Source organism: Flavobacteriales bacterium (assembly GCA_016713875.1).
In the GTDB taxonomy this organism is placed as follows: domain Bacteria; phylum Bacteroidota; class Bacteroidia; order Flavobacteriales_F; family PHOS-HE28; genus PHOS-HE28.
In genome coordinates, this window is the sequence record JADJOI010000003.1 from 3,487,932 (window position 1) to 3,504,431 (window position 16,500).

The 16,500-nt window shown below is 64.1% G+C and carries 12 protein-coding genes; 10 read left to right on the forward strand and 2 right to left on the reverse strand.

The features are described 5' to 3' along the window. Positions 1-483: 483 nt before the first annotated feature. Positions 484-1,458 (reverse strand): hypothetical protein, encoded by a 975-nt coding sequence (locus IPJ87_16250; GenBank protein ID MBK7943399.1) that lies wholly within the window; start codon positions 1,456-1,458, stop codon positions 484-486. Positions 1,459-1,581: 123 nt separating this feature from the next. Then, positions 1,582-2,001 carry an SPOR domain-containing protein gene (locus IPJ87_16255; protein MBK7943400.1) on the reverse strand — a complete coding sequence of 140 codons (420 nt, stop codon included), beginning with the start codon at positions 1,999-2,001 and terminating at the stop codon, positions 1,582-1,584. Positions 2,002-2,256: 255 nt separating this feature from the next. Between IPJ87_16255 and IPJ87_16260 the strand changes: the two genes are divergently transcribed. The 10 genes from IPJ87_16260 to IPJ87_16305 all read left to right on the forward strand — a co-directional run bounded on the left by IPJ87_16260 (position 2,257) and on the right by IPJ87_16305 (position 16,477). Continuing rightward, on the forward strand, positions 2,257-3,498 hold the full coding sequence (locus IPJ87_16260) for a c-type cytochrome (GenBank protein MBK7943401.1): 1,242 nt from the start codon (positions 2,257-2,259) through the stop codon (positions 3,496-3,498). Positions 3,499-3,515: 17 nt separating this feature from the next. After that, positions 3,516-6,788 (forward strand): TAT-variant-translocated molybdopterin oxidoreductase, encoded by a 3,273-nt coding sequence (locus IPJ87_16265; protein ID MBK7943402.1) that lies wholly within the window; start codon positions 3,516-3,518, stop codon positions 6,786-6,788. Positions 6,789-6,807: 19 nt separating this feature from the next. Next, positions 6,808-8,193, forward strand: coding sequence for a polysulfide reductase NrfD (nrfD, locus tag IPJ87_16270; protein MBK7943403.1), 1,386 nt, complete (start codon positions 6,808-6,810; stop codon positions 8,191-8,193). Positions 8,194-8,197: 4 nt separating this feature from the next. Continuing rightward, on the forward strand, positions 8,198-8,728 hold the full coding sequence (locus tag IPJ87_16275; GenBank protein MBK7943404.1) for a DUF3341 domain-containing protein: 531 nt from the start codon (positions 8,198-8,200) through the stop codon (positions 8,726-8,728). Positions 8,729-8,731: 3 nt separating this feature from the next. Then, positions 8,732-9,412, forward strand: a complete 681-nt coding sequence (locus IPJ87_16280) for a cytochrome c (GenBank protein ID MBK7943405.1) — start codon at positions 8,732-8,734, stop codon at positions 9,410-9,412. Between the two features lie 71 nt (positions 9,413-9,483). Further along, complete coding sequence (locus IPJ87_16285; protein ID MBK7943406.1) at positions 9,484-10,644, forward strand: quinol:cytochrome C oxidoreductase; 1,161 nt, start codon at positions 9,484-9,486, stop codon at positions 10,642-10,644. A gap of 42 nt (positions 10,645-10,686) precedes the next feature. Then, complete coding sequence (locus IPJ87_16290) at positions 10,687-11,970, forward strand: cytochrome c oxidase subunit II (GenBank protein ID MBK7943407.1); 1,284 nt, start codon at positions 10,687-10,689, stop codon at positions 11,968-11,970. Positions 11,971-11,989: 19 nt separating this feature from the next. Then, positions 11,990-13,798, forward strand: a complete 1,809-nt coding sequence (locus IPJ87_16295) for a cbb3-type cytochrome c oxidase subunit I (protein MBK7943408.1) — start codon at positions 11,990-11,992, stop codon at positions 13,796-13,798. A 65-nt stretch (positions 13,799-13,863) separates the two neighbouring features. Next, complete coding sequence (locus IPJ87_16300) at positions 13,864-14,532, forward strand: hypothetical protein (GenBank protein ID MBK7943409.1); 669 nt, start codon at positions 13,864-13,866, stop codon at positions 14,530-14,532. 1,060 nt (positions 14,533-15,592) lie between these two features. After that, positions 15,593-16,477, forward strand: a complete 885-nt coding sequence (locus IPJ87_16305; protein MBK7943410.1) for a hypothetical protein — start codon at positions 15,593-15,595, stop codon at positions 16,475-16,477. The last annotated feature ends 23 nt before the right edge of the window (positions 16,478-16,500 follow it).

The following is a 16,500-nucleotide window of genomic DNA, read 5'->3' on the forward strand; positions in this document are numbered from 1 at the left end:
GGCTGTATGGATGTGGCGGGGTCTGAGGCCCCGAGACCAGCGTCGTGGTAGGCATTGCGCGCGGCTTGCGTCGGACCTGGCACACTCGCAGCACGGGCACAGGAAGTATGTATGGCCATACATGTGTTCGGAGACCGCCCGCAGGCTCCGACCGCCTCACCACGGTTCCGGATCCTGACGTCCGCGAGAACGGCTTGCGCCGCTGAACCCTTTACCCTGCCGAAAACCGGGTCTTTGATCCGGTGCACCGATGATCGACCGTCGGCGCGATGTGCCGACCTTGTTCAAGGTTGTGGGAAGTGCGACCGCGGCGCCGCTTCAGCATCCGATGGGTTTCCACCATCCCAGGTGAAGCTCGCGAGCGCACGCCGTGCGATGGCTTCGATGGTCGGCGATGCTGCGGCGTGCGCAACATGGTGTTCACTGCGGAACGGGAGCAGCAGGGAATCGCGCCGGACCCGGCCCGACGGACCGGAACCGGTCCTAGAACACGATCTTCTGGCGGCGCAGGCGCGTGCGGTACTTCTTGCTGCGCGTCTTGTACTTGTACAGCTTGTAGTGCACCTGGGCGCGCAGGAAGAGGTAGGCGTCCAGGTCGTCGGGATCGCCGCGCTGTTCGCCTTCGCTGTAGCGGACCGCCTCGGGCTGCGGATCGGCGAGGAAGGCCGCCAGCTCGCCCGACTCCGAACCGATGCCACCGTTGGCCTCGGCGATCAGGTCGTTGTCGTAGTAATTGCCGCTCACGTCGTCGATGTAGTCCGTGAACGTCTTGGTGTACTGCATCTCCAGGCCCACGCTGAGCACCTTGCTGAGCTGCTTGCGGATGCCGATGCCCATGGGGATGCACAGGCTGAAGTTGCTGTACTCCTCTGGCCCGCCTTCCATGCCCTGGCCTTCGGTGCGCAGCGGCTTCAGATCGACCCAGGCGTTGTTGAACTTGGTCTTCGGGTTGAAGTAGAAGCCGCCCACGCCCACAAAGCCATAAAGGCCGATGCGCGAGGACTTGCTTCCCTTTACACCGCGGATGTCATACAGGTGGCCCAGCTCCTCCAGGAAGGGGTGGATCTCCAGCATCAGGGCCAGCTCGTACACGTCCGACCGGAAGGACAGGTTCCGCCGTTTGCGGGCAGGCTCCTCGGTGAGGTTGTCGTTGCCCGCGAGCACTCCGTAGGCCAGCTGGGTACGAAGGCTGAGGCGTTCACGCAGGTAGTACCGCCAGCCCAGGCTGAAGCCCGGACGTGTCTGGCTCACTTCCAGGTCCCAGATAAAGGAACTACCGATCTGGTCTCGTCCGCCCAATTCACCCAGGAAGTTGGAGGCGCCCAGGCCGATGGTGATCTCATTGCGATGCGTCTTCCAATAGTCCGTGGTGCGGAAATACTGGGCAGAGGATGGGACGCACAGCACGGCGGTGATGGCCGGGAGCACGATCCTGAGGGCGAGCACTGCGTTCCGCATGCGGACAGATCCGATCGGGAAGGGCGCAAGGCGCTTTGACCCGTGCACGACGCACGAGGTCCGCCACCGTTGCAACGGTCCCGAAAGGGGTGCCCAAGGTAGTGATCCGGTCCGAACCGCAGCCTACGGCGCCGAAGGAGGCTTGGCTTTGGAGAGCGCGGGCGGTTCGATCTGGTCCTGCACCACGTAGCAGCCGGGGAACTCCGAACGCAGTTCCTGCCGCAACCGCTCCGCATCCATCCGGTCGCGCAGATCGCCCACCCGGATCCGGAAGTTGGGTGCCAGATAGCTCAAGTAGGCGGGCACCTCCGGATGGCGTTGCAGGAAGGTCTGCCGCACCTTCACCGCATCGGTCTTGCTACCCAGGTGGATCTGCACGCGGTAACCTTCGATCACTCGGACCATCGTCGGGTAGGTGGCCATGAACTCCAAAGCGCGCGCATCACCGAGCCAGCGCATCGAAGTGCTATCGGCGGTCGATTGACCAACGAGCGGGCCGGCAGCTGAGAGGAGCACGACGGGAAGCAGGTGACGGAAGATCATCGCACGGCGAAGGTATCGGCGCTGGCAGCGGCATGATCATGTTTAGAACGATCCTAAATAACAACACACCTCAGGGTTCCCCATCAACCTCCTGTCCCGCGTACGCTCCGCCGTTTATTTTTGCGCCGGTCCAAAAAGGGGGGTCCCCTTCCTAAAACGTCCGGAATGCCGCGTCCATCAAGGTTCTCCTTCCGATCGCCCGGGCTGTTCCACGCACTGTTCGTCCTTGCTCTCTCGCTAGCCGCTGCGCCTGTGATGGCCCAGCCGGCGGACGCTGCGTTGTACGCCACCGGGGAAAAGGTCTTCAAAGGCAATTGCGCAAGCTGCCACAAGCCGGACAAGGACATGACCGGCCCAGCGTTGCTGGGAGCGCGTGCCCGCTGGGAGGGCAAGGGCGACATCTACGGCTGGGTGCGCAACAGCACCGATGTGATCAAGAGCGGTAACGCTTACGCCAACGAGCTCTTCAGCAAGTGGAACAAGAGCGTCATGACCCCCATGGCGCTCACCGACGTGGAGATCGACGCGGTGCTGTACTACGCGGACAACTACGTGCCGCCCGCATCGAAGACCCCCACGGACGGGACGCCCGTCCCGGCCGGTGAGCCGCAGGACGTGGCCTTCTGGCCGTGGGTGCTGGTGATCGGCCTGCTGCTGTTGGTGGTGGCGCTGAGCCTCGGCGGGGTGCGCAAGAGCCTCACCAATGCCGTGCGCGAGACGGAAGGCCGGGGCCCCGTGCCCTACCGCTCGGCCTGGCAGTCGTTCAAGGACTGGGTGTGGCACAACAAGACCTTCGCCTCGGTGCTCGGCCTGCTGCTGGTCACTTGGGGCATCGTGTCGGCCTGGGACTGGGCCCTCACCATCGGGGTGTATGGCGGCGATACCGTGGAGCACTACAAGCCCGAGCAGCCCATCCGGTTCGACCACACCCTGCATGCGGGCAAGGCCGACAAGGGCAACCTGGCCATCAACTGCGTGTACTGCCACAACAGCGCCGAGAAGAGCAAGCACGCCGGCATCCCCAGCGCCAACGTGTGCATGAACTGCCACCAGGCCGTCGGCGAATCGCAGCGCAATCCGTGGAGCAACGCGGAGATCAAGAAGATCCACGACGCCACCGGGTGGGACGGCAGGGCCTACACCGGCACGCCGAAGCCCATCGAATGGGTGAAGGTGCACAACCTGCCCGACCACGCCTACTTCAACCACGCGCAGCACGTGGCGGTGGGCAAGCTGGAGTGCCAGGAGTGCCATGGCCCCATCGACGAGAAGATGGACGTGGCAGAGCAGTGGGCCCCGCTGACGATGAGCTGGTGCATCCAGTGCCACAACGAGAAGGAGGTGAAGATGGCCGGCAACGGCTACTACGACGAGGTGATGGCCCGCCTGGAGAAGAACGAGAAGCTGGGCCACCGCGAGCTGAAGGAGTATCTGGAGGACGACAAGATCACCGTGAAGGAGCTTGGCGGCTGGGAATGCGCCAAGTGCCACTACTAAGAACACCGCCGCGCCGCATGTCGAGCACCAAGCGTTACTGGCAGGACCTGGCCCAACTGGACCAGGCCAGCGAAGCGATCCAAGGCCGGGACAACGAGTTCCAGGCTCCGCTGCCCATCGATGAGATGCTGGCGGACAAGGGCCTGACGGGAGCCACCACGGGCCGCCGCGATTTCCTCAAGTTCCTGGGCTTCGGCCTGGGCGCCGCCAGCCTCGCGGCCTGCGAGACGCCGGTGATCAAGAGCATCCCCTACGTCAACAAGCCCGAGGAGATCGTGCCCGGCGTGCCCACCTGGTACGCCAGCACCTACTACGACGGTCAGGACTACGCCAGCATCCTGGTGAAGACGCGCGAAGGCCGCCCCATCCACATCATGGGCAACCCTCGCCACGGCATCAACCGGAACCCCAGGCTGGACAAGGGCGCGATCAACGCCCGGATCAACAGCTCGCTGTTGTCGCTGTACGACGGCGAGCGCCTTCGGGGCCCGATGATGAAGGGTGCCGAGGGTCTGACGGCCACCACATGGGCCGATGCCGACAAGGCCATCAGCGGCAAGCTGGTCGAACTGAGCGCCGGAGGCAAGCGCATCGTGGTGCTGACGCCCACGGTGATCAGCCCCAGCGCCAAGGCCGCGATCGCCCAACTGCACGCCCGCTATGGCGCCAAGCCCGCCGTCGAGGGTCAGCCCGCCACCGGTGGTGCCCAGGTGGACCATGTGCAGGTGGACAGCATCAGCTATGCCGGCGTCACGGGCGCCAACCTCAAGAGCTTCGGCCTGCGGGTGATGCCCTCCTACGACCTCACCAAGGCCGACGTGCTGGTCTCCGTGGACTGCGACTTCCTGAGCAGCTGGGGCAGCACCACCGAGCATGCCTGGCAGTACACCAGCCGGCGCCGTCCTGAGGACGGGGCCATGAACAAGCACTGGCAGTTCGAGACGCGCATGAGCATCACGGGGGCCAACGCGGACGAGCGTGTGGCCATCAAGCCGAGCGAGGTGGCCGGTGCGGTGATCGCCCTGCACGATGCGGTGGCCCGCAAGGCCGGTGCCGGCGCTGCCGGTGGCGGTTTGGACCATCCGCAGCTCGCCGCCGCCGCCGATGCCCTATGGGCGGCCAAGGGCAAGGCCCTGGTGCTCTGCGGCAGCAACGACGAGGCCGTGCAGGTGGTGGTGAACCGCATCAACGACCTGCTCGGCGCCTATGGCAGCACCATCGACCTGAACAACCACACCTGGTTCTTCCAAGGCGATGACGCAGCGATGGCCCAGCTGGTGAAGGACATGAACGCCGGCCAGGTGGGCGCCCTGCTGATCGCCGGGACCAACCCGGCCTACAGCCTGCCCAACGCCGCCGAGTTCAAGGCCGGCCTGGAGAAGGTCGCGCTGACCGTGTGCATGAGCACCCATGCGGACGAGACCGCCAGCCTGTGCCAGTGGGTGTGCCCGGACCACCACTACCTGGAGGCCTGGGACGACCACATGCCCAAGGTGGGCCGGTATGCGCTCAGCCAACCTGTGATCAGCCCGCTGTTCGATACGCGCCAGTGGCAGGAGAGCCTCGTGCGCTGGTCCGGCGGCACGGGCAATTATCATGACCTGATCAAGTCGACCTGGCAGGGGGCCTTGGCCGCCCGTGCCGATGCCGCCACCCTGCCGCCCTTTGTCACGGTGTGGCAGACGAGCCTGCACAACGGTGTGTATGAGGCGTACACCAACCCGAACACCGCGGTGCCGTTCGCGGCCGATGCCGCCGCTGCCGCCACCATGGCCAGGAAGAACGCGGGCGCTGGTGGCGAATGGGAATTGATGCTGTACACCAAGGAGGGCATCGGTGACGGCCGCCATGCGAACAACCCGTGGTTGCAGGAGTTGCCCGACCCGCTCACCAAGGTGACCTGGGACAACTATGTGCTGATGGCCCCGAGCGACATGAAGCGTCTGGGCCTGCAGACCTACCTGGGCCAGGAAAGCCCGGCGAGCGTGGTGACGGTGGCGGCCAACGGCGTGGAGCTGCAGCTTCCCGTGGTGCCTGCCCCGGGTCAGAAGGCCGGCACCATCGCCATCGCCTTGGGCTATGGCCGCGGCGCCAACGGCGAGAAGGTCGGTAGGGCGGCCTGCCTACCGAACGATGACGGTGGCGCAACCCCGGTGGGCCGGAACGCCTGGCCGTTCGTGACCATGGTCGGCGGCAGCGCGAGCATGGCCGTGGGTAACGTGACGGTGACCCCGACCGGCACCACGTACCCCATCGCCATCACGCAGACGCACCTCACCCACATGGACCGCCACAGTGTGGTGAAGGAGACCACCTTCTCCACCTGGAGCAAGCACGACCCCAAGGGCACCTACAACCATCAGCATGAACTGGCGGTGCATGAGGATGTGAACGAGGATGGTGCGATCGATGCGCGCGACCGCCTGCCGGTGAAGGAGTTCGACCTATGGGAGGAGCACCCCGTGGAGGGCGTGGGCCATCGCTGGGGCCTGAGCATCGACCTGAACACCTGCACGGGCTGCGGGGCCTGTGTGACGGCCTGCACCAGCGAGAACAACGTGTCTGTGGTGGGCAAGGACGAGGTACGTCGGAGCCGCGAGATGCACTGGTTGCGCATCGACCGCTACTTCAGCTCCGACATGACCAAGGAGCGCGCGAAGGAGGAAGAACTGGGCAAGATCGACATGTACCTGGACATGGAGGTGCCTGGCGAGAACCCCCGCGTGGTGTTCATGCCGATGATGTGCCAGCACTGCAACCACGCGCCTTGCGAGACGGTGTGCCCGGTGGCGGCGACCACGCACAGCAACGAGGGCCTCAACCAGATGGCCTACAACCGCTGCATCGGCACGCGTTACTGCGCCAACAACTGCCCCTACAAGGTGCGCCGCTTCAACTGGTTCAACTACCTCACCGACAAGTTCGCCGACGTGAACCCCGCATGGGGCGAACTGGGCCGTATGGTGCTGAACCCGGACGTGGTGGTCCGCAGCCGCGGTGTCATCGAGAAATGCAGCCTGTGCGTGCAGCGCATCCAGGCCGGCAAGCTGGAGGCGAAGAAGGCCGGAGTGCCGGTGGCCGACGGTGCGGTGGAGACCGCCTGCAGCGCCGCGTGCGGCATGGGCGCCATCGTGTTCGGTGACCTCAATGACAACAAGAGCCGCGTGGCCAGGCTGCATGGCGAGGAGCGCGCATACATGGCCCTGGAGGAGATCGGCGTGAAGCCGAACGTAAGCTACCTGGCCAAGGTGCGCAACACCGAGGAGACCGCCGAAGCCCATCACGCGTAAGGAAAACAGACCGGACCCCATGCATTCCGAATCCGCGATCCGCAAGCCGCTCATCCTGGGCCACAAGACCTACCACGATATCACCAACGATATCGTGGCGCCCATCGAGAACAAGGCCCCGCGCGCCTGGTACGTCCTCATCACCATCAGCAGCCTGATCGCCCTGTACGGCATCGGCTGCATCCTGTACCTCATCGGCACGGGCATCGGGGTGTGGGGCCTGAACAAGACGGTGGACTGGGCCTGGGACATCACCAACTTCGTGTGGTGGGTGGGCATCGGCCACGCTGGTACCCTCATCAGCGCGGTGCTGCTGCTGTTCCGGCAGCGCTGGCGCATGGCGGTGAACCGCTCGGCGGAGGCCATGACCATCTTCGCGGTGATCATGGCGGCCACCTTCCCGGTGATCCACATGGGCCGGGTGTGGATGGCCTATTGGGTGCTGCCGTTGCCCAATACCTTCGGATCGCTGTGGGTGAACTTCAACAGTCCGCTGCTCTGGGACGTGTTCGCGATCACCACCTACTTCACGGTGTCGCTGGTGTTCTGGTACATCGGCCTGATCCCCGACTTCGCCACCATCCGCGACAAGGTGAAGAGCCCGGGGATGAAGAGGGCCTATGGCCTCCTGAGCTTCGGATGGACGGGCAACGCCAAGGCATGGACACGGTTCGAGGAGGTGAGCCTGGTGCTGGCCGGCATCGCCACCCCGTTGGTGTTCTCGGTGCACTCGGTGGTGAGCTTCGACTTCGCCACCTCGGTGATCCCCGGCTGGCACACCACCATCTTCCCGCCCTACTTCGTGAGCGGCGCCGTGTTCAGCGGCTTCGCCATGGTGCAGACCCTGCTGCTGGTGATGCGCAAGGTGATGAAGCTCGAGAGCTACATCACCATCAAGCACATCGAGTACATGAACATCGTGATCATCGTCACGGGCTCCATCGTGGGGGTGGCGTACATCACTGAGCTGTTCATCAGCTGGTACAGCGGTGTGGAGTACGAGAGCTACGCCTTCATCAACCGCGCTACGGGCCCCTACTGGTGGAGCTACTGGGCCATGATGACCTGCAACGTGGTGAGCCCGCAGGTGTTCTGGTTCAAGAAGCTCCGCACGAACCTCATGTTCACCTTCTTCATGAGCATCGTGGTGAACATCGGCATGTGGTTCGAGCGCTTCGTCATCATTGTCACCAGTCTTCACCGTGACTACCTGCCCAGCGCCTGGACCCTGTTCCACCCCACCTGGGTGGACGTGGGCATCTTCGTGGGCACGCTGGGCATCTTCTTCACCCTGTACCTGCTGTTCGCGCGCTTCTTCCCGGTGCTGGCCCTCAACGAGCTGAAGAGCATCCTCAAGCTGAGCGGCGAGAGCTACAAGCAGCAGGCCCAACATCACCATCACTGAGCCCATGGCCAACAAGCTCGTTTACGCGGTCTACGATGACCCCGAGGTGCTTAAAGGCGCCGCGCGCACGCTGGTGAGCGCTGGCGTCAAGGTGCGCGACGTGTTCAGCCCTTTCCCCGTGCACGGACTCGATCCGATCATCGGTGTGAAGCGCACACGCCTGGGCATCGCCGCCTTCATGTACGGCATCACCGGCACGAGCCTCGCGATGCTGAGCTTCTGGTACTTCATGATCCACGACTGGCCCATGAACATCGGGGGTAAGCCGAGCTTCACGCTGTACCAGAACCTGCCGGCCTTCATCCCGGTGGCCTTCGAGTTCGCCGTGTTCTGCGCCGCGCACGGCATGGCCATCACCTACCTGATCCGCAACAAGACGCTGCCGGGCATGCCGGCGCGCAACCCCGACCCGCGGAGCACCGATGACAAGTTCATCATGGAGGTGCGCACCGAGGAGAACCATCTGGGCGCCGAGGCCATCGTGGACCTGTTGCGCGGCACGTCGGCCCTGGAGATCAACGAACGCGAACGCTGAGCCATGCGCAAGCCGCACCCGATCACCGCCATCCCCGCCCTGCTCGCCGCGTCCCTGCTGCCGTCCTGTGGAGGCGACCCCAACAGCCCGGGCATCGAGTACATGCCCGACATGTACCGAAGCCCATCGTTGGAGGCCTATGTGGACCCCGGTCAGGATCCCTTCTACGTGGGTGAGGACAAGGCCCAAGCCCAGCGCGCCACCCAGAGCGCCCGCTTGCCGGTGGCCGGCACGGTGCCCTTCAGCATGGATCCGTCCAAGGCGGCGTTCAACTTCCCTTACCTGTACCCTGGAACGCCCGACGGCTATGAGCAGGCCGGCCTGGAGTTGAAGTGCCCCCTGCCCATGACGCAGGCCGTGGTGGACCAGGGCAAGGTGGTGTACGATAAGTTCTGCCAGCAATGCCATGGCGCCAAGGGAGAGGGCGATGGCAGTGTGGTGAAGAACGGCGACTATCCGCAGCCGCCCAGCTACACCGCTGCGCTGAAGGACCTGCCCGAGGGCAAGATCTTCCACAGCCTGGTGTACGGCAAGAACGTGGCCATGGGCAGCCATGCCGGCCAGCTGAACAAGGAGGAGCGCTGGCAGGTGACGCGCTATGTGCAGTTCCTGCAGAACGGCGGCAAGCTCACGCGGGATACGCCGCCACCCGCCGCAGATAGCACCGCCACCGCCGCCAAGTGAACCCGGACGAACACGGATCAGCGATGAACTTCACCTTCAGCAAACGGGCCCGCACCATCAGCATGTCGTTGATGGTCATCGGCGCCGTGGCCGCCGTCATCGGCATCCTCGGCGACCACACCGACCACCACCAGCGCACCTGGGCGAGCCTCTTCGTGAACGGCTTCTTCTTCTTCGGCATCGCCTTGGGCACCCTGTTCTTCTATGCGCTGCAGAACGCCACCGAGACCGCCTGGAGCGTGATGGTGAAGCGGGTGTATGAAGGCATCCTGGGCTTCCTGCCCATCGGCGCCGGCGTGGTGCTGCTGTGCCTGGCCGCAGGAAGCCTGGGCCTGCACCACATCTGGCACTGGATGGACCCGCGCGTGACCGACCCCACCAACGCCGAGCACTACGACGCGCTCATCGCCGGCAAGAGCTCCTTCCTCAACCTGCCTTTCTTCTGGGTGCGTGCCATCGCCTACATGGCCACCTTCATCCTGTTCGCCCGCTGGTTCCGCAAGCAGAGCCAGGCGCTGGACGAGCTGAGCGGCGAGGCCCTGGTGAAGCGCCACCTGCTGATGTACCGTCGGGGCGCCCTCTTCCTCGTGCTGTTCGCGGTGTTCAGCAGCATCCTGTCCTGGGACTGGCTGATGAGCATCGATGCGCACTGGTTCAGCACCCTGTTCGGCTGGTATGTGTTCAGCGGCATGTGGGTGAGCGCCATGATCACCGCGGTGGTGCTGGTGCTGTACCTGCGCCGCAAGGGCTATCTGCCCCAGGTGAACAACAGCCACATCCACGACATGGGCAAGTGGGTCTTCGCGATCAGCTTCCTTTGGAGCTACCTCTGGTTCAGCCAATTCATGCTGATCTGGTACGCCAACATCCCCGAGGAGGTCACCTGGTTCCAGACGCGGATCGACCATCACCCCGGGCTGCTGTGGACCATGTTCTTCATCAACTTCGCCGTGCCCATGGTGCTGCTCATGAGCCGCGATGCCAAGCGCAGCCCGCGCTTCCTGATCGGGGTGGGCGCCGTCATCTTCATCGGCCACTGGCTGGATGTGATCCAGATCGTGATGCCCGGTGCGTTGGGCCATCATTTCCATGGGGTGGGCCTGCTGGAGGTGGGCATGTTCCTGGCCTTCCTGGGCCTGCTGATCCACACGGTGCTCACCACCCTCACCAAGGCTCCCCTGACCCCCGTGCAGCACCCCTTCCTGGAGGAGGCCGTGCATCATTCCATCTGACGAACAAACACCCGCTTTCGAGGGTATTCCAATAGGCGAACGATGACGAAGCTGCTGATCCTCCTGGTCCTGGTCCTGGCCATCCTGGCGGTGGCCCAGCTGGCGCGGGTCTATGAACTGACCTCGAAGCTGCGCGGCAAGCGCGAGGAGGACATCTCCCCGGCCGACAACCGCATGAACGCCACCCTGTGGTATGTGTTCATGGTGGTGTACTACGCCTTCTTGTTCTGGTTGATGTGGGCCTACGGTGATAAGATGCTGCCGGTGTCCGCGAGCGAGCATGGCGTGGCCCTGGACGCCCTGCTGAACTTCAACTGGGTGATCCTCTTCATCGTTTTCTTCATCACCAACACGCTGCTGTTCTGGTTCGCCGGCAAGTACGCCTACCGGGCGGACCGGAAGGCCTACTTCTACGCCCACAACAACAAGTTGGAGCTGGTGTGGACGGTGGTGCCGGCGGCCTTCCTGGCGGTGATCATCATCTTCGGGCTGCGCACCTGGCAGGACATCACCGGCCCGGCCTCGCCCGACGCGCTGCAGGTGGAGCTTTACGCCAAGCAGTTCGATTGGACGGCCCGCTACCCCGGTGAGGACGGCATCCTGGGGGCCACGGACTTCCGCCTGATCAACGGGGACAACCCGCTGGGCATCGTCACCAAGGAGAGCATCGCCAGGCGATTGGCCGAACTGGCCGCGGACAAGGCGGAGATCGGTTCCACGCTGCATCATTCGATCCTGCCGGACGGCAAGGTGGACGAGCTGCACGCGCAGATGGCCAAGATCGACCGCCAGGCGGGCCGCATCGTGAACCTGCGCACCATGATGGAGCAGGACATCGCCGAGAAGGGCGATGCGAGCGCTTACGTGCACGGCGCCGATGACGTGGTGATCAAGGAGTTCCACCTGCCGCTGCGCAAGGAGGTGAACCTGCTCATCCGCAGCCGCGACGTCATCCACAGCGCCTACATCCCGCACATGCGCACCCAGATGAACGCCGTGCCGGGCATGACGACGACCTTCAAGATGGTGCCCACGATCAGCACCGACAGCATGCGTCTGGTAATGAAGGACGAGGCCTTCGACTTCATCCTGTTGTGCAACAAGATCTGCGGCGCCAGCCATTACAACATGCAGATGCCGCTGGTGGTGGAGGAGCAGGGCACCTATGACGCCTGGTACGCCGAGGCGCGCAAGAAGCCCTTCCAGGCCCCGCCGATGGCCGCCGCTCCTGCACCGCCCGCCGCTGCCGCGCCCGCGGACAGCACGGCCGCCCCTGCGGACAGCATCGCCGTCCCGGCCACCGCCACCGCCGCCCTGAAGCCCTGAACCGACGAGCCGCCGAACCATGGGATCCGTAGCCACCGCCCCCCACGCCCACGCCGGGCACGCGCACGATGCGCACCATCATCACGAGGAGAGCTTCGTGTCGAAGTACGTCTTCTCGCAGGACCACAAGATGATCAGCAAGCAGTTCCTGATCACAGCGATCATCATGGCGGTGGTCGCGGTGATCATGAGCGTGATCTTCCGCCTGCAGTTGGCCTGGCCGGGCGAGAGCTTTGCCTTCAGCAGCTTCTTCCTGGGAGAGAAGTGGGCGCCGAACGGTGTGCTCGACCCCAACATGTACCTAGGCCTGGTCACCATTCACGGCACCATCATGGTGTTCTTCGTGCTGACCGCTGGCCTCAGCGGCACCTTCAGCAACCTGTTGATCCCTCTGCAGGTGGGTGCGCGCGACATGGCGAGCGGCTTCCTGAACATGTTGAGCTACTGGTTCTTTTTCCTCAGCAGTGTACTGATGCTGGCCTCCCTCTACGTGGAGGGCGGCCCTGCGAGCGCGGGCTGGACGGTGTATCCGCCGCTGAGCGCGCTGCCCCAGTCGATCCCGGGTTCGGGCGCGGGCATGACCCTGTGGCTGGTGAGCATGGCCATTTTCATCGCCAGCGCCCTGTTGGGCGGCCTGAACTATGTGGTGACGGTGCTGAACCTGCGCACCAAGGGCATGAAGATGACGCGCATGCCGCTGACCATCTGGGCGTTCTTCGTGACGGCCGTGCTGGGCATCCTGAGCTTCCCGGTACTGCTGAGCTGCGCGCTGCTGCTGCTGATGGACCGCAGCCTGGGCACCAGCTTCTACCTGAGCGAGATCCACGTGGCCGGCGAGGCGCTGGACCATGTCGGGGGCAGCCCGATCCTCTTCCAGCACCTGTTCTGGTTCCTCGGCCACCCCGAGGTGTACATCGTGCTGCTGCCGGCGCTGGGCATCACCTCCGAGGTGATCGCCACCAATGCGCGCAAGCCCATCTTCGGTTACAGGGCCATGATCGGCTCGATCCTCGCGATCGGCTTCCTGAGCTTCATCGTGTGGGGCCACCACATGTTCCTCACGGGCATGAACCCCTTCCTGGGCTCGGTGTTCGTGTTCACCACCCTGCTGATCGCCATCCCCAGCGCGGTGAAGGTGTTCAACTACCTCACCACCCTGTGGCGCGGCAACCTGGTGATGAGCCCGGCGATGCTGTTCAGCATCGGCCTGGTGGCCACTTTCATCGCCGGCGGCCTCACGGGCATCATCCTGGCGGACAGCGCGCTGGACATCAACGTGCACGACACCTACTTCGTGGTGGCCCACTTCCACATCGTGATGGGCATGAGCGCCATCTTCGGCATGTTCGCGGGCGTCTACCACTGGTTCCCGAAGATGTACGGGAAGATGATGAACACCAAGTTGGGCTATGCGCACTTCTGGCTCACCTTCGTGGCGGCCTTCGGCGTGTTCTTCCCGATGCACTTCATCGGTCTGGCCGGGGCCCCGCGCCGCTACTATAGCTACACGGAGTTCCCCATGTTCGACGGTGTGGTGGACCTCAACGTGCTGGTGACCATCTTCGCCATCCTGGGTGCGCTGGCGCAGATCCTATTCCTCTTCAACTTCTTCTACAGCGTGTTCCGCGGTCCCAAGGCGGTGCAGAACCCCTGGAAGGGCACCACGCTCGAGTGGACCACACCGGTGGAGCACATCCACGGCAACTGGCCGGGCGCCATTCCCACGGTGCACCGTTGGCCGTACGACTACAGCAAGCCCGGCAAGGCGGAGGATTTTGTGCCGCAGACCGTGCCCCTGGAGCACGGCGAGGAGGAGGAGCACGGCTGATCCGTTCCGGAGATCGTTCGGGAATGTCCGCACCTTTATGGGCGGACATTCCGCTTTCCTGACCCATGCCCGCGCGGACCACGCACCGATCGCACCATCTGCTATCGCTCCTGCGCCTGCTCCTGGTCCTGCCCCTGCTCCTGCCCCTGTCCGCCCCAGCACAGCTGGTGGACAGCCTGGGCCACTTCCTGCACCTGCGCCCGCGCTGGACGCTGGGGGTGGATACGCGCGGATCCTTCATCAGCAACCGGGGCGTGAGCGTGGCCGGGGTGCGCGTGGGGCTGGAGCACGGTGGCCGCCTGCGCTACGGGCTGGGCTATCAGTTCCTGTTGACGCAGGTGGAGCGCGACCGCGCGGTGTGGGAGGACGGCGCCGAGCGTGTGGTGCCCACCCGGCTGCGGCTGGGCTATGTGGCGCCCTACATCAGCTACACCTTCCTGCAGCGGCGGCGCTGGTCCATGGCCATCCCCGTGCAGGTGGGGGTGGGGCGCGGATCGCTGCTGTACGAGGACCTGGACGGTGACCGTCGCCCGCTACAGCGCACCACCCTGTGGGTGTACGAGCCCCTGATGAACGTGCAGTACCGCTTCTGGCGCTACGCGGCCTTCCAGTTCGGCTGGGGCTACCGCCTGGTGGCGCGCAGCAAGGGCCTCGACGAGCAACTCACCGCGCCGATCTATCAGCTGGGCCTGCGGCTGTTCACGCGCGAGGTGGTGGAGGACCTGCGGAAGTGAGGGAGGCTGGCGAGGGCGGAAGGAACAAGGAGGAAGCGCCAAGAGCCAGGAAAAACGCCTTCGACAGGGCCTTCGGCGAGGCCAAGCGAGTGAAGGGAGCCGCGAGCCCGATGAGTCGACCGGGTCGGGGGCTGGGGAGTCGGCTGAGTCCACCGGGGCCGAAGCCTCGGCGATCATCGACGGAAAGTGGAGGCGACCTGTCGGCAGCGGTGGACAGGGTTTCCCGCGAATGGCGCAGAGCACCTCCGCACCGTCACTGCGAGGCACAGGTGTGTGGGTGGTGCGTTGGGCGCCGTGACAGGCTCCCTTGGATGGGCTGGTTCCTTCCCACCCCGCATCCCGAAGTTCAGCGAGCCCAGAACGCGTTGATGGGAAGGGAAAGGCGACCAGGAGTCTTTGTTGAGCTTGAGATACCGAACCTGAACCGTTCCCGGTTGAAAACCGTGACTTTTCAACAGCGGGAACCAATGCGTCGTTCGTGCACTACATTGGATGCCCCATGCGTCCCGTGCCTCCATCCAAGTTCATGAAGCACCGCATGCCTGGTCGCGTACCGGAGGCCTTTGCTGGAGGCTGGTGGCCTGAAGCCGACAAGCCGACAAGCCGACAAGCCGACAAGCCGACAAGCCGACAAGCCGACAAGCCGACAAGCCGACCGAACGGGGATCTACCAAGGTAGCCCCAGGACAGCCAGCCCGAATGAAAGAAGCCCCCGGCGCGCAAACACCGAGGGCTTTGGTCGCTCAACATTCACCCCCTAAGGCATAGGAACATGAACACGAGCTAGCGCAAAGGTACCGACCCGGGCCGGAACAGCCGCACGCCGGCCCGCGGCGGCGAGCACCCGCAGCACCAGGTGTTGCGCGGCAGGCAGCACGACCATGTGTCGGGCCCGTCCTGCATGTGCCCAAAGAGGCGGAGGCGAAAAGAAGGCGAAGAACATGAACGTGCTCAACGATCTTCCTTCCACCTGCCTGCGCGCTGTCGTCACCTTCGCGCGCGCGCGGGCCTGTCCGTTTCGCTTGTACTGTCGTCGCACCCCGGCAAAGCCCAGAACCTGGTGCCCAACTGGTCGTTCGAGGACACCGCCTATTGCACCACCGCCGATAACCCCATCCTGGTGGCCCCGCCTTGGTTCAGTGCCAACTATGCCACGCCGGACATCTACAACATGGATGATAGTCCGTGTGGGGTGTACATGGATACCACCGAATCCATTGGTCAATTCTGCTTCCAAGCACCGTACCATGGGAACCGGTTCGCAGGGGAGTATCTCTGGCAGACACTTGGAGAATTGAAGGAATACATGGAAGTGGCCCTAGCTGAGAGTCTTGTAGCTGGCCGTGCCTATCGTGTGGCCATGGAGATCTCCCTTCCCGATTGTTGGCAGCGGGCCGTGAGCACCTTGGGTGTCTACTTCTCTGCGGATAGTGTGTTTGATCCCACACTTCCGAATCCAGGGGTACTCCCTGTTGTGCCGCAGGCCACTTTTCATGATCCGTCCTACTACGTCGACGAGATCAACTGGATGCATGTAGAGGACACCATTGTCGCCGTTGGGGGCGAGCGCTTCATGGTGATCGGCTCGTTCACGAACAATGCACAGACCAACACCCTCCAGGTACCCGGGAGCAATGCGTTCTCCCATGCTTACTACTACTTCGATGCGGTCGTGGTCGAAGAGATCGGGGAGGTGCAATCAGTCGGTGATGCGCCGGTCGTGTGGTCCGGTCCTGGATGGCTGTCCGTGAGTTGGCCCGCCACCTTGTGGATCGATCGGATCTTGGTGTGGGATCTCGGCGGTCGGCAGGTGTTGGAATCCTCTGCACGCGTTCCCGGTCCGCAGGCCACCCTGGACGTGAACGCGCTGGCTTTGGGGACTTATGTGGTTGAGATCATTGGTGCTGATCGTCGTGCCACGGCGAAATGGACGAAGGTGGAATAGGTCGTTGGGCCAAACCCTGACGA